This window comes from Thermomonas carbonis, assembly GCF_014396975.1.
Taxonomy (GTDB): domain Bacteria; phylum Pseudomonadota; class Gammaproteobacteria; order Xanthomonadales; family Xanthomonadaceae; genus Thermomonas; species Thermomonas carbonis.
Window position 1 is genome coordinate 2,722,596 of record NZ_CP060719.1, and the last position, 13,969, is coordinate 2,736,564.

General features: G+C 66.2%; 14 protein-coding genes. All 14 read right to left on the reverse strand.

All coding sequences use genetic code 11. The features are described 5' to 3' along the window. Positions 1-5: 5 nt before the first annotated feature. Positions 6-548, reverse strand: a complete 543-nt coding sequence (locus tag H9L16_RS12710; protein ID WP_187552041.1) for a DUF2939 domain-containing protein — start codon at positions 546-548, stop codon at positions 6-8. Between the two features lie 82 nt (positions 549-630). Then, on the reverse strand, positions 631-1,818 hold the full coding sequence (locus tag H9L16_RS12715; protein ID WP_187552042.1) for a DUF4785 domain-containing protein: 1,188 nt from the start codon (positions 1,816-1,818) through the stop codon (positions 631-633). 5 nt (positions 1,819-1,823) lie between these two features. Next, entirely contained in the window at positions 1,824-2,690 is an 867-nt protein-coding gene (locus tag H9L16_RS12720; RefSeq protein ID WP_187552043.1) for an alpha/beta hydrolase family protein, read from the reverse strand. Positions 2,691-2,839: 149 nt separating this feature from the next. After that, on the reverse strand, positions 2,840-4,285 hold the full coding sequence (gene sbcB, locus H9L16_RS12725; protein ID WP_187552044.1) for an exodeoxyribonuclease I: 1,446 nt from the start codon (positions 4,283-4,285) through the stop codon (positions 2,840-2,842). 119 nt (positions 4,286-4,404) lie between these two features. Next, positions 4,405-5,754 (reverse strand): FAD-dependent oxidoreductase, encoded by a 1,350-nt coding sequence (locus H9L16_RS12730; RefSeq protein ID WP_187552045.1) that lies wholly within the window; start codon positions 5,752-5,754, stop codon positions 4,405-4,407. Then, on the reverse strand, positions 5,744-7,018 hold the full coding sequence (gene kynU / locus H9L16_RS12735; protein ID WP_187552046.1) for a kynureninase: 1,275 nt from the start codon (positions 7,016-7,018) through the stop codon (positions 5,744-5,746). Before kynU ends, H9L16_RS12730 begins: the two co-directional genes overlap by 11 nt. Then, on the reverse strand, positions 7,015-8,040 hold the full coding sequence (locus H9L16_RS12740; protein ID WP_187552047.1) for an amidohydrolase family protein: 1,026 nt from the start codon (positions 8,038-8,040) through the stop codon (positions 7,015-7,017). The genes kynU and H9L16_RS12740 overlap by 4 nt, the downstream gene beginning before the upstream one ends. Before the next feature lie 13 nt (positions 8,041-8,053). Further along, positions 8,054-8,602, reverse strand: a complete 549-nt coding sequence (locus H9L16_RS12745) for a 3-hydroxyanthranilate 3,4-dioxygenase (protein WP_187552048.1) — start codon at positions 8,600-8,602, stop codon at positions 8,054-8,056. A gap of 1 nt (position 8,603) precedes the next feature. Next, positions 8,604-9,044, reverse strand: a complete 441-nt coding sequence (locus tag H9L16_RS12750) for a RidA family protein (RefSeq protein WP_187552049.1) — start codon at positions 9,042-9,044, stop codon at positions 8,604-8,606. Then, entirely contained in the window at positions 9,044-9,706 is a 663-nt protein-coding gene (gene can / locus H9L16_RS12755) for a carbonate dehydratase (protein WP_187552050.1), read from the reverse strand. The genes H9L16_RS12750 and can overlap by 1 nt, the downstream gene beginning before the upstream one ends. After that, positions 9,703-10,998 (reverse strand): hypothetical protein, encoded by a 1,296-nt coding sequence (locus tag H9L16_RS12760; protein ID WP_187552051.1) that lies wholly within the window; start codon positions 10,996-10,998, stop codon positions 9,703-9,705. Before H9L16_RS12760 ends, can begins: the two co-directional genes overlap by 4 nt. Further along, the gene (locus H9L16_RS12765; protein ID WP_187552052.1) at positions 10,995-12,425 is read right to left on the reverse strand and encodes an aldehyde dehydrogenase; all 1,431 of its coding nucleotides are present in this window, start codon (positions 12,423-12,425) and stop codon (positions 10,995-10,997) included. The genes H9L16_RS12760 and H9L16_RS12765 overlap by 4 nt, the downstream gene beginning before the upstream one ends. Before the next feature lie 121 nt (positions 12,426-12,546). Next, positions 12,547-13,332 carry an SDR family oxidoreductase gene (locus tag H9L16_RS12770; protein ID WP_187552053.1) on the reverse strand — a complete coding sequence of 262 codons (786 nt, stop codon included), beginning with the start codon at positions 13,330-13,332 and terminating at the stop codon, positions 12,547-12,549. A gap of 13 nt (positions 13,333-13,345) precedes the next feature. After that, a complete protein-coding gene (locus H9L16_RS12775; protein ID WP_187552054.1) occupies positions 13,346-13,966 on the reverse strand; it encodes an FMN-binding negative transcriptional regulator in 621 nt (206 codons plus the stop codon). Positions 13,967-13,969: the final 3 nt, after the last annotated feature.

Consider the following 13,969-nt stretch of genomic DNA (forward strand, 5'->3'; position numbering starts at 1 on the left):
GCCGGTCAATCCTCGGGCAGGTCGATCCCGGTCAGCTTCCAGCTCAGGCCGGTGCGACTGAACTCGAATACCACCGGCTTGCCGTCGTCGTTGTGCACGGTCGCGGTGAACAGCGATGCGGAGACGTAGCCGGTCTTCGCATCCTTCAGCGGATCGGCCGCACGCGCCTTGCCGTCGGGATCCTTGTCGCCTGTCACCTGCCTGGCCAGCGCGTTGCCGCGCAGCAGAGTGGCAACTCCGACCGGCGACACCATCGCGTCGATCGCCGGCTTGGAAATCAGTTCGGTGACGCCGGTCAGAGCGGTGCCCGTGTGGCCTGTGCCAGCCCGCTCAAGAATTCCGCGGGCGATGCGCTCCTGGATCTGCGGGCGCACGTTCTCGCGCAGGCGATCAAAGTCGACGAAACGCCACAGCTCGCCGTAGTTGCCACTGGCCACCACGTTGCGGATGCCGTTGATCGCCAGCCACGGGCCGGCCGCAACGAACGCCAGCAGGGCGAGCAGGAGCAGCGCCGCGATGGCGAGCAACCACTTGGTCTTCTTGTTCATCGGTGAGTCCGTTGCGGGTTGCCTGCATCCTGCGCAAACGACGACGGCCGGGCAAGCCCGGCCATCGTGCCCAGTCCACCGGTCAGAAGCGTGCGCCGCGCGTGCGCGACTCGATCGGGGCCATCCTGCCCTGATCGTTGAGCTCCAGTTGCCGCACTTCATACGGCGCGCCATAGCCGGCCGGCAGGTGCGCACGCGCGAACTGCAGGACCAGCATGCCGTCGCCGGCGCTCATCCACGCGGCGGCGTGCGCCTGCGACACCGGCCGCAGGCTGCCGTCCTTCGCTGTGGCGTAGAGCGTGCCGCGCGCCTCGTACCGGCCCGGCGAGGCGGCTTCCACCGGCAATGACACCCGCAGGTTGGCCGCATCCACGTCGAAGATCCCGCTGAAGCGCGCGGTCGGTTGTGCCACCGCGAATGCCGTGCGTGCATCGCGTGGCACGTCGCCGACATCGCTGAACACCTGCAGTTCCCACAAGCCCTTGGCATGGCTGGCGCTGGCGGGCACGGTGAACACCGCTTCCTGGCCACCGCCCGCGGCATTGCGCACCGCCACCGGCTGGCTGCTGCCATCCGGTGCGACCAGCAATGCCTGCGAGTCCACGTCGGTCTGGCGGCCCGCGTTGGTCGCACCGATCGCCACGCGCATGCGGCTGCCCGCAAGCGCCTGGTTGCGGTCGGCACGGGCGAACAGCACGCGGTCGCTGGCGGGTTCGAACACATGCACCACGTAGCGGCCACGTGCATTCGCCGCGCGCAGCACATGCCGTCCCGCGCCGCTGCCAGCGCCCAGCCGAATGATCTGGGTGCCCGCGCTCGCGTCCATGCCGGCCTTGCGCAGCGCATCGGCGTCGGCCGCCTGGGCGATGCCGATCTTGCGGCCTGCCACGTTCACGCTGAAGTCGCCGGCGCGCAGGCCAAGGCTGCCCTTGGCTGGACTGATACGCACCAGAGCGCCGGGCGCGGTCATCTGCAAGGGCACGCCGCGGGCGAGCTCGCTGCCTTCGACAGTCATCCAGTACTCGCGGCTTTCGGCCAGGAACGGCGCGCTGGCGGAGAGTTCGGCGTCGGGATCGAGCGCCCAGGAGAACGCAACCGGCTTGCGTTCGATGGCACCGGTGGGCGCCGGCAACACCGAGAGGCGCGTCGGCACTTGGTCGGACACACCGGCAGGCAGCAGCGGTTGCGCGGCATTCGCGATGCCGGCGGTGAACATGGTGGTGAATGCGGCCAACGCCGCGACACGGAGGATCGATGTGCGCATGGTCATGGCCCTCACTTCATGTCGTTGCGGAGGATGGTGTCCAGGCCGAAGCAGGCGCGCCGGCTCTGGTTGTGGCTCAGCGGCTCGCTGCCGGCCATGCGGGTCTTGTCCTGGAACCAGACGCTGCCCGCCGCCGACTGGCTGCTGCAGTTGAGGAAGCCGTCGGAGCAACTGTTGAGCCACCACTGGGTGGTTTCTAGGCCCACGTTCTCGGCGTAGCCGGCGCAGTAGCTGTCGGAATCCCAGATCGCCGAATCGACATCGGTGCCGACCACGCTGCGGAACAGTTTCGGCAGCGCCGGACGGCCGCTGGTGCCGTACAGGTTGTTGGCGTTGTAGCTCGCCATCCAGCTGACCTGCTGCATGCGCACGGCATCGGACTTGTAGCCCAGCAGCCAGCCCAGCGAGGTTTCGAACACGTTGCCGTTGGTCACCGCATCGGCCAGCGGGGTGCCCGCGGACGACGGGGCAAGCGCGTTCACGCGAACGATCTTGTTGATGATGTTCGGATAGCGGCTGTCGTAGGTGGGGTTGGACATGATCCAGCGGACCACGTTGCCGCCGTTGGAATGGGTGATCACGATCAGCTTGGTGATGCCCTTGGCATTGATGAAGCTGGTCAACTGGCCGGCCAGGCAGCCGGCGGCGCGGCTGTCCCACATGTACTGGTTGAAATCGCAGTTGATGACCACGTAGTTGGCCGGATTGACCAGGCCGTTGCGGACGTTGTTCACCATCTTCGGTTGCCAGTAGTCGTTGTAGGCATTGGTCTGGCTGCCGGTGCCGTGGACGAAGGCAACGCCGGTATTGGCGATGGCGGATGGTGCGGTGAAAACGGCGGCGCAGAACAACACCGCGCCGAATGCGTACTTGCGCATGGACTCTCCCCAGTCAGTAGCCGCGTCACCCGCGGCGGGTGCGATGCAAGCGCCCCCACGCCTGCATCGCGGTCGAGCATACGGATCGGTATGGGATTGTCATGACGCACTGCGACAGCGGTCACGTTTTCGCGGCGGGCGCGCTGCGGTCAGTCCAATGCGTGGGCGATGCCGTCGCCCCAGGCCTGCAACTGGTCGAGCAAGGCAAGCTTGCTGCCGTCGTCGGCATGGACATCGCGCAAGTGCGCGATGTCGAGATGGAACTGGTCGAAGTCGAGCTCGGACAGTCCGCTGTCGCACTGCAAACGCTGGCGCCGGTAGTCGTCCCAACGCGCGCGTTCGGCAGGCAACAAGGTCTCCGGCCAGTTGCGTGCGCGATAGCGGAACAGCAACTCCGGCAAGCGCGCGTCGCGGAAGGCGTACTGCGCCTTGGCCAGCAAATGCGGCGGCGTGCCGCGCACCTGCGCGAGCAGGCGTTTGTCGCCGTCGCCGATGAATCCGCCGTACAGCGCGGCATCCGCGTCGATGGTGTCGGCGGGACGATCGCGGGCGAACACGCGACGCACTTTCTCGGCAAGCATCGGTCCGACGTCACGGATGCGCGCGGCACGCGCCTGCACAAGATCGCGGTCGATGCCGAGCCTGTCGAAGTCGGCATGGCGCAGATGGTCCCAGGCGACCAGCGCCGGGCATTTGTTGAGATGCACGGTCTTCAGCGGCACGCGCCGCTCGCCTCCGGGCAGATCGGCCTGACGGATGTACAGGCGTTCGGCGATGGCCTCGGCATCGAGGTCGAGCAGGGCGTCGGGATCCTCGGCCAGGTCGAACACGATCACCTGTGAGTCGATCTGCGGATGCCGGGCCAACGGAATCACTGGCGCAGCGCACAGGCGCGAGGCCGGGAAGCGCTGCGAGACGTGCAGCACCGGGGTCATCGCGACCACGTCGAGCAGGGTGGCGGCGAAGCGCTTGTCGCGCAGGCGCAGGGTGTAATCCCACAGCCGCGGCTGCGCCTGCTTGAACAGCCGGGCCAAGCCGATCGTCGCGCGCACGTCGCTCAAGGCCTCGTGGGCGTCGCCGATGCGCAGGCCGTTGTCCTCGGCCAGGTGTTCCAGTTTGAAGCTGGTACCGCCGCCGTCCTCGCGCTGCCGCCAGGCGATGCCGTCTGGCCGCAATGCATGCATCAGCCGCAGCGCATCCAGCAGGTCCCAGCGCGAATTTCCGCCGCGCCATTCGCGTTCGTAGGGATCGAAGAAATTGCGATACAGCCCGTGGCGGACGAATTCGTCGTCGAAACGCAGGGAGTTGTAGCCAGCGCTGCAGGTTTCGGGTCGCGTCATCTCCTCGACGATGCGGGCGAAGGCTTCCCCTTCGTTGACGCCATCGCGCAGCGCGGCCTGCGGGGTGATGCCGGTGATCAGGGTCGCGACCGGCGAGGGCAGCAGGTCGTTGGCCGGCTGCACGAAGAAGCTGATCGGCTCGTCGATCTGGTTGAGGTCGGCGTCGGTGCGGATCGCGGCGAACTGGGCGATGCGGGTCCGGCGCGGATCGGCACCGAAGGTTTCGAGGTCGTAGAAAAGGAAGCTGGCGGTCATTGCCGGATTGTAAGAGCGGTTTGCCGGCTGCGCCTGCGCCTACCGGCAGCCGTTCGCTGCGCCGCTCGGAATGCGGCTACGCAAACGCCAGCCGGTCTCGCAGTCGCTGGTCAGCTTGATCAAAGCGGATCGAGTCGAGCGAGTATTGCTGCGTCGAGCACATCCCAGTCCACGGTGTCGAGCGAAGCAACGTCGCGTGTCGCGTCTTCCAGAATCACGCGTTGCACTTCGCTGCGATGCAGGGCGACGGAATACGGAATGCGCATGAAGCTGACCATCGCGTAATGCGGGACGAAGCGGCCGGGGTGACGCTCCTGCAATGCGAGTTCGAGCTGGCGTTGCAGCAGAAACGCGGCATCGTCCACCTTGTCGCGCATCTCGATGTAGTTCTCCAGCGCCATCTGCTGGATCGCTTCGGCGTCGGGCTTGCGCTGCGCCTCGAAGGCGGCGAAGGCATCGGACAGCGACGCATTGGCGTCGAGATGATCGGCCAATGCGACGCAATCTTCGAACGCGCAGTTCATGCCCTGGCCGTGGAACGGCACCATCGCGTGGGCGGCATCGCCGATCAGCACCGCGCGCCCGTCCAGGTGCCAGCGGTCAAGATACAGCGTGCCCAGGGTGCCGACCGGATTCGCTTCGTAATCGTCGCGCAGGTCGGGAATCAGCGGCAGCGTGTCGGGGAAGTCGTGCATGAAGAATGCTTGCGCTTCGTCGGCCGTGCGCACGGTTTCGAAGCTCGGGTGTTCGCCGGCATGCGGCATGAACAGGGTGACGGTGAAGGTGCATTCGTCATTGGGCAGGGCAATGCACATGTAATGCCCGCGCGGCCAGATGTGCAGCGCGTTCGCTTCGATGCGGAAACCACCATCGTTCGCGGGCGGAATCTCCAATTCCTTGTAGCCATGATCCAGCCATTCGGTGCGCTCGCCCAGCGGCAGCACCCTGGCGATCTCGCCGCGCAAACTGGAGCCTGCGCCGTCTGCACCGACCAGCGCCTGGAAGGGCTTGCGGGTCTCATGGCCGTCGCCCTTGAACACGGCAACCTTGTCGACGAAGTCCACCGATGCCAGCCCGTGCTCGAAGTGCAGGCGCGCGCCATGCGATTCGGCAATATCGAGCAGGACGATGTTGAGCTCGCCGCGGTTGATCGACCAGATCACCTCGGAATCGTCGCGGCCGTAGCGTTGCAGGCCGGGCTCGCCCTGCAGCGGGTGCACGTAGCGGCCACGCATCATCACCGCCTGCGCCATCACCGCGCCATCCGCGCCTGCCTGGCGCAGCGCATGCAGGCCGCGTTCTGCCAACGCGAGGTTGATCGAGCGCCCGCCGGCGTAACCATGCACGCGCGGGTCGCCGCGGCGTTCGTACACATCCACCGACCAGCCACGCTGGGCCAGCAGGATCGCGAGCAGGGCGCCAGCCAGGCCGCCACCGACGATGGTGATCCCGCGCGCGTCAGCGTTCATCGCGCCACTCCCGCACCGTATTGGCGAAGCGCAGGACATCGGCATAGGTGTTGTACAGCGGCACCGGCGAGATGCGGATCACGTCCGGTTCGCGCCAATCGCCGAGTACGCCGCGCGTGGCGAGGAACTCGAACAGGTCGCGACCACGCTCGCGACCGCCGATCACCCGGATCGACAGCTGGCAGCCGCGCCGTGAGGCTTCCCTCGGGGTGACGACCTGCAGCACATCGCGCAACTCGGCATCGATCAGTTGCTCAAGGTAACCGGTCAGCGCTTCCGACTTGGCGCGCAGCGCAGGCAAGGTCGCGCGGTCAAACTGGTCCAGCGAGGCGCGCAGCGGCGCAAGGCCGAGGATCGGCGGATTCGACAATTGCCAGCCATCCGCGCCGGGGGTGGGATCGAAGTGCGGGCCCATCTTGAAACGTACGCTTTGGTCGTTGCCCCACCAGCCGGCGAAACGCGGGCGTTCGGTGCGCGCATGACGCTCGTGCACGAAGCAGCCGGCGACCGCGCCCGGTCCCGAGTTCATGTATTTGTAATGGCACCACACTGCGAAGTCGGCGCCGCTGTCATGGAGTTGCAAGGGCAGGTTTCCGACAGCATGGGCGAGGTCGAAACCGACGGTCGCGCCCGCCGCATGCCCAAGCCGGGTGATTTCCTTGAGGTCGAAGGCCTGGCCGGTGCGGTACTGCACTCCCGGCCAGACGATTGCCGCCAGCCGCGGGCCGTGTTCGCCGATGGCGCGTTCGATCGTCGCCATCGAGAACGTGCCGTCGGGCTCGTCCGGCTCGACCTCGACCAGCGCGTCGGCCGGATCGAAGCCGTGGACGCGCAGTTGTGATTCCAGCGCGTAGCGGTCGGACGGGAATGCGCCCGCTTCCATCAGCAGCACCGGGCGTTCGTGGGTCGGGCGGTAAAAGCTCACCAGCATCAGGTGCAAGTTGGCGGTCAGCGAGTTCATCGCCACCACTTCCTGCGGCTGCGCGCCGACCACGCGCGCCAGTGGATCGCGCACCAGTTCGTGATAGGGCATCCACTGCGCCTGGCCGGTGAAGTGGCCTTCCACGGCTTGGGTTGCCCATTTGTCGAGCACTTCCTCGATATACGCGCGCGCGCCCTTCGGCTGCAGGCCCAGCGAGTTGCCGACGAAGTACGCCTGCGGCTTGCCGTCGTGCAACGGCAGGTGGAATTCGTCGCGGAAATGGCGCAGCGGATCGGCGGCGTCGCGGGATTGCGCGTACGCGTCGGTGTAAATCTCGGTCATGCAAACCTCGAGGCCGGCAGGCCTAGCCATTCCAGCGCTGTGCCGTGGTAGATGCGGGCACGTTGCGCTTCGTCCAGCGCGAGGCGTTCGATGCCTTCACCCGGCACCTGTTCTCCCAAGGGGAAGGGATAGTCGGTGCCCAGCATCACCCGCTCGATCCCGCAGGTCTCCAACAGGTAACGCAGTGCGGCATCATCGGCCACCCAGGAATCGAAATACAGTCGCTTCAGATACTCGCGCGGATTGCGGAAATTGTCGGTGGCGACCAGATCCGGGCGCATGTTGAAGCCATGCTCGATGCGGCCGATGGTGTACGGAAAACTGCCGCCTCCGTGGGCCATGCACACGCGCAGTTTCGGCAGCCGTTCCAGTACGCCACCAAACACCAGGCAGCAGGCCGCGCGCGACTGCTCCGCCGGCATCCCGACCAGCCACGGCAGCCAATACTTTGGCATGGTGTCGGTTCCCATCATGTCCCACGGGTGCACCAGGATCGCTGCGCCGAGGTCGCTGGCGCACTGGAAGAACTCGAACAGTTCGGGCGCGTCGAGATTCCAGTGCGCATCGTTGGGCCCGTTGAGGTGCGAGCCGACCTGCACGCCCTGCAGGCCGAGTTCGTCCATGCAGCGTTCCAGTTCACGGATCGCGAGCTGCGGACTCTGCAACGGCACCGTGCCGATACCCGCGTAATGCCGCGGGTAATCGCGACAGGTCTGCGCCATGTGGTCGTTGAGTGCCTTGTGCAGTTCCAGCGCCTGGTGTGGCTTGGCCCATTCGCTGAACATCACCGGCACCGTGCTCAGCACCTGCACCTGCACGCCGAAGCCCGCGTAGTCGTCGATGCGGATCTGCGGATCCCAGGTCTTCGGCCAGATCTCGCGGAAGAACTTGCCGTCCTTGTAGATGCGGTGGCGGCCATCATCGCCGTGGTGGATCACCGGAAAGCGGACGTCGCCGTACTTGGCCGCCAGATCCGGCCAGTCGCGCGGCAGGTAGTGGGCGTGGATATCGATCTTCAGCATGCGGGTCGCCCGGTCACGTGATGTCCGCCTGCGACTGCGCATCCAGATCAAAGCGCGTCGGTCGCGGGTTGAGGGTGCCGCATTGATCGCAGGTGCGCAGGTGTTCGTCGCGATAGAAGCGCTCGAACACGCGGAAGAAGTCCTGTTCGATGTCGACCAGGTGGAAGAATTCCTCGTACAACTTGTGATTGCAGCTGACGCAGAACCACATGAGAGCGTCGTCCTCGTGCGGCAAGCGTTTGCGTTCGATGACCAGACCGATGCTGCCCGCCATGCGTTGTGGCGAATGCGGCACGTGCGGCGGCAGGTAGAACATCTCGCCAGCCTTGATCGGGATGTCGCGGACCGCGCCGTCCTCTTGGATGCGCAGGACCATCTCGCCTTCCAACTGGTAGAACCACTCCGGACCGTCCTCGTAGTGATAGTCGGTGCGTGCGTTCGGGCCGCCGACGATCATCACGATGTAGTCGCCATCGACGATGCACTTGTTGCCGACCGGCGGTTTCAGCAGGTGGCGGTGCTCGTCGATCCAGGCCTGCAGGTTGATCGGATTCGGCAGCATGTCAGTCCTTCAGTGCAGCGATGCACTTCAGTTCGATCGCGATCGGCGTAGGCAGCGCGGTGATGCCCAGGGTGGTGCGGCAGGGCGCAGTCGCGGCATCGGGAAAGTGTTCCGCCCAGATCGCGTTGTAGGCCTTGAAGTCGCGGGCCATGTCGGTGAGGTAAACGGTGACATCGACCAGGTCGTCCCACGTTGCGCCGCTGGCCTCGAGCACTGCGCGAACATTGGCGAACACCGCACGCGCCTGCGCCTCGATGTCGTATTTTCGCAGTCGGCCGTCGGCGAAATAGTCATTGCCCGGGATCGTGTTGTCCGACGGCGTGCGTGGTCCGATCCCGGACAGGAACAGCAGGTCGCCGACCCGCCGCGCATGCGGATAACTTCCGACCGCTTTTGGCGCGGCATCGGCGTGGATCGAACGATCCTGATCCGCGCCCGACATCAGCGATCTTCCTTGTCGATGCTGATGGCGGCCAGCGCGGCGGCGTACTGCGGTTCCAACTGGTCTGACGCGGCGACGTTGAGGCCGAGGTCATGCACGCGGCCGTCGCGCAGCGTATAGACCCAGCCATGAACCGACAGCACTTGGCCACGTGCCCAGGCATCGCGGACGATGGTGGTCTGGCAGACGTTGGCCACCTGTTCGAGCGCGTTCAACTCGCACAGGCGGTCGTGCTGGAGGGGCTCGTCGCCGGCATCGAGCAGCAACTGTGCATGCTTGGTGGAGACGTCGCCGACATGGCGGATCCAGTTGTCGGCCAAACCCACCCGCGCATTGGTCAGCGCCGCATGCACGCCACCGCAGCCGTAATGGCCCACGACCAGAATGTGCTCCACCTTGAGCACGTCCACCGCGAACTGGATCACCGACAGGCAGTTGAGGTCGGTGTGCACGACGACATTGGCGATGTTGCGATGGACGAACACTTCGCCCGGTGCGAGGTCGACCACCTGGTTCGCCGGCACCCGCGAATCCGAACAGCCGATCCACAGGTATTTCGGTGCCTGCTGTCCGGACAACCGCTCGAAGAAACCCGGATCCTCGCGCGAGACGCGCTCGGCCCAAGCCCGGTTGTTGCGCAGCAGGTCGTCGAGTCGGTTCATGGCGTCCTTGCGGAAGGTGGGGTGGGGCGGGTGGCGACCTGCAACGACTGATCCGACAGCGTTGCGCCATCGGCGCCGAGGAGGCGTAACCGGTAGCGTCCAGGTGCCAGGTAGAGCGGCGTGGCGGCTTCGCCGGCTACGAGCATCAGGAATTGATCGGCCGGAATCGCGTCGTCGCCTTCATCGGCATGACGCGCTTCGGCCAGGCAGGGCAGGTGACCCAGACAACCTGTCAGGTCGATGGCGACCGCTTGTCGTTTGCCTTCCAGTGCAAGCCAATCGGGACGCAACACCTGCGTCGGTGTCGCCGGTAGCAGTACCGACGCGTCGTTGAGACCGGGTCGATTACTCCAGGCGTTGTCCCCTTCAATCGACACCAGCACGCTCGCCACGTCGACAGCGAATTGCGTTGCCAATCGCCGACCGACCGTATCGATGTCGCCGGCCTCGTGGCTGCGTGTCGAGGTCTGGTCGATCGTGAGCAGGGCCAGCCCGCTCATCGTTGCCAGCTCCATCGCCATGGGTCTGGCGTCATCGGGCAGGCCTTCCTGCGCCTCGCCGATATGCGCATAGCCGGCATGCACCAGCACTTTCGATGTCGGGTTTTCGGCGAGGACGGCAGCGATGGCACGGGCCTGGCCGGATTCGCGCTGCTGCTGGGTCTGTTCGCCTTGGTCGTTCGGCTCGTAGGGCAGCAGCGCATAGCCCAAACGCACGGCCTCACGCAGCAGTTCGGCGAATATCGGCTCACGCGTGTAGATGCCGCTCTTGCGCACCGGATAGCCGCCTGGCATCGGGTCGGTGCCGTCGTTGAGCAGGGCTTCGACCGCGAGATGGGTATAGCCCTTCGCACGCAGCCGTTGCAGCAGGGCGATCGTCAACACGCGAGTCTGCGGCGCGTGGTGCGCTTCGTTGACCATGATCACGCGGTACGCATCGGCTTGCACCGCAATCCAGTCGCTGGCTGGCACCGTCATCCAGTCGGACGGCACCGGCAGGTCGCTTTGCGGCGCGTTGCTGCCGCGGTACGGAAACGACTGCAGGGCGTCCACTGGCCGGCCGAGGAAGCTCAAGTGCGTCGCCAGCATTTGCGTCGACAGGTTGCGCGCGTATTCGTCTTGCTGCACGACCGGGCTGGTCAGGAAGCGGTACTCGGCGAAGGTGTCGGGTTGCGCGTTGAACGCCTTGAAGAAGTCGTCGGCTGGGTTCTTCGAGGCATCGCGCTGGGCCGGTGCCGCGTGGACGGCCAGCGCGCCGAAGCCAATGACGATGGCGATGGCGATTTTCTTCATGGCGGCAGGGCGATGCCCACGTTGCGCGGCTCGGTGAAGAATCGCATCGCGTCCAGCCCGCCTTCGCGGCCCATGCCGGACGCGCCGCTGCCGCCGAACGGCGTGCGCAGGTCGCGCATCAGCCAGGTGTTGATCCAGACCATGCCCACGCGCAGCTGCGCGGCCATGCGATGGGCGCGGGAGAGATCGTTGGTGAACACGGACGCCGACAACCCGTAGTCGCTGGCGTTGGCCAATGCGAGGGCTTCGTCATCGGAATCGAATGCCTGCAGCGTGACCACCGGGCCGAAGATTTCCTCGCGGTTGCTCGCGCATTCCGGGCCGAGTCCCTCGATCACCGTCGGCGCGATGAACCAGCCGGGACGATCGATGGCCTTGCCGCCGCACAGGACGTTGCCGCCTTCGTCGCGGGCGCGCTGGATGCAGGCCAGCACCTTGTCGAACTGCGCCTGCGACACCAGTGGCCCGAACTGCGCGCCGACCTGCATCGGATTCCCGATTTTCAACGCATGCACGCGATCGACGAAGGCGTCGCGGAAATCGTCGTAGATGCCGCGCTCGATGAGCAGGCGCGAGCCGCACAGGCAGATTTGCCCGCTGTTCTGGAAGGCGCTGCGAACCAGCGTGTCCAGGTGCTTGCGCCACTCGCTGTCGGCGAACACCAGCGTGGCGTTCTTGCCGCCCAGTTCCAGCGAGGTCTTCTTCAGCATCGGCCCGGTGATGCCGGCGATGCGGCGGCCGACGGCGCTGCTGCCGGTGAAGCTGATCGCCTTGATGTCGGGATGCCGGACGATCGCCTCGCCAACCTCGGAGCCGCGGCCATTGATCACGTTCAGCACGCCACGCGGAAAGCCGATCTCGGCGGCGATTTCGGCGAGCAGCGCGGCCGTGCGCGGGGTGACTTCGGACGGTTTGGCGACCACGGTGTTGCCGGCCGCCAATGCGGGCGCGATCTTCCAGGTGAACAGGTACAGAGGCAGGTTCCACGGGCTGATGCAGCCGACCACGCCCAGCGGCAGGCGCAAGGTGTAATTGAGGCCAGCCTCGCCGTGGTGGGACTCGCTGGAAAACTGGGTGGCCGCATGCGCGAAGAAGCGCAGGTTGCTGATCGCGCGCGGGATCTCGGCATCACGGGCGAGGGCGAGCGGCTTGCCGGCGTCTTCGGCCTCGATGCGTGCGAACTTGTCGGTGAATGCTTCGATGGCACCGGCGAGTTCCAGCAGCCAATGCGCTCGCTCGCTGTTGGATAGCGCCGACCATGCCGGAAAGGCCGCACGCGCCGCCGCGACCGCGGTATCGACATCGCCTGCATCGCCATCGGCGGTCTGCGCGGCAACCTTGCCAGTGGCAGGGTCGAAGACATCAAGCCAGCACTTGTTGGCCGGAGGGACGGGCTTGCCGTTGATCCAGTGCGGAATGCGTTGCATCCGCCTAGTTTAGAGCGAAAGCACAGCTCGTCATTCGGCGAAAGCCGGAATCCAGTTCTTCCTGTACTTGGCCAGCCCAGAAGCTGGCTGCCGGCTTTCGCCGGAATGACGGTATTGCGGTTCAGATCGACTGCATGCGCCCGCCATCGACCGCGATCGACTGGCCGTTGACGTAAGCCGCGGCCGGCGTGCACAGGAAGGCGATGACGCCGCCGATCTCCGCGGCATCGGCGAAGCGCCCGACCGGTACGCTGGCCAGCATCGCCTTGGCGATGTCGTCCTCCGACTTGCCGGAGGCGGCGCTGCGATCGGCCAGGATCTGGTCCAGGCGCTGGGTGCGCGTGTAGCCGGGCAGCACGTTGTTGACGGTGATGCCGTCGCCGGCGAGTTCGCGCGACAGGGTCTTGGCCCAACTGGCCACCGCGCCACGAATCGTGTTGGACACGCCGAGATTGGGGATCGGCTCGTACACAGACGTGGAGATCACATTGACGATACGGCCCCAGCCCGCGTCGCGCATGCCCGGCAGCACGGCCTGCAACAACGCGTGGTTGGCGATCAGATGCTTGTTGAAGGCGTCGAGGTAGGCGGCGATCTCGGCGCTGTGCGCGCCGCCGCCGGGTGGGCCGCCGGTGTTGTTGAGCAGGATATGCACGGGATTGGTCGCGACGAGTGCAGCGACCGCATCGGCCAGCGCCTGCGTTTGCGACACGTCGGCGATCAGGTAGCCATGGCGTTGCGTGCCATTGGTCGGCAACGCGGCCACGGCCTCGCGCAGCGCGTCCTCGCGGCGGGCGAGCAGGGTGACGTCGGCGCCCAGCGCGGCCAGTTCGATCGCCGCGGCACGACCGATGCCCTCGGAACCGCCGCAGACCAGGGCGTGCTTGCCGAACAGGTTCAGGTCCATCGTGTGCAGTTCCTCAGGGCAGGGTGGAGCGCATCAGCGCGGCGACGGCGCGAGTGTCATCAAACGCTTGCGACGACAGTGCGTCGATGACCGCCTGCCGGTTCGCCAGGGGATGGTTCTGGCTCAATTTCAACTTGATGTCGCTCCGATCCGGCACGAAGCGGAAGCCGACGATGCCGCGCAGCAGGGCTTGTTGACGCGCATCGGTGGCATCGAATTCCCAGTCGCTGCCGACCCTTGCCTCGAAATGCCGGCTCAGGCGTGCGACCAGGTCGGCGAGCGAGGACTCGTCGTCGAACGTCTCCAGGTGGCCGCGCAGGTGCGCCACCGCGTAGTTCCAGGTCGGCACGCGGCCCGCTTCGTGCTTGTCCGGATACCAGCCCGGCGACACGTAGGCATGCGGCCCATGCACGATCAGCAGGGCATCGCCCGCGTGCCGGGCCTGCGGGTTCGGTTTCGCCCAGTGGCCTTCGACAACGATCCGATCGCCGTCGCGGTGGTACAGCACCGGCAGGTGCGACGCGAACGGCGTACCGGCCTCGTCGTTGGTGAGCAGGGTGACGAACGGATCAGCGACGAACAAGGCGTCGAGTTGCGCCGCATCGGTGCCGACGAAGGCGCGGGGCTGGTACATCGC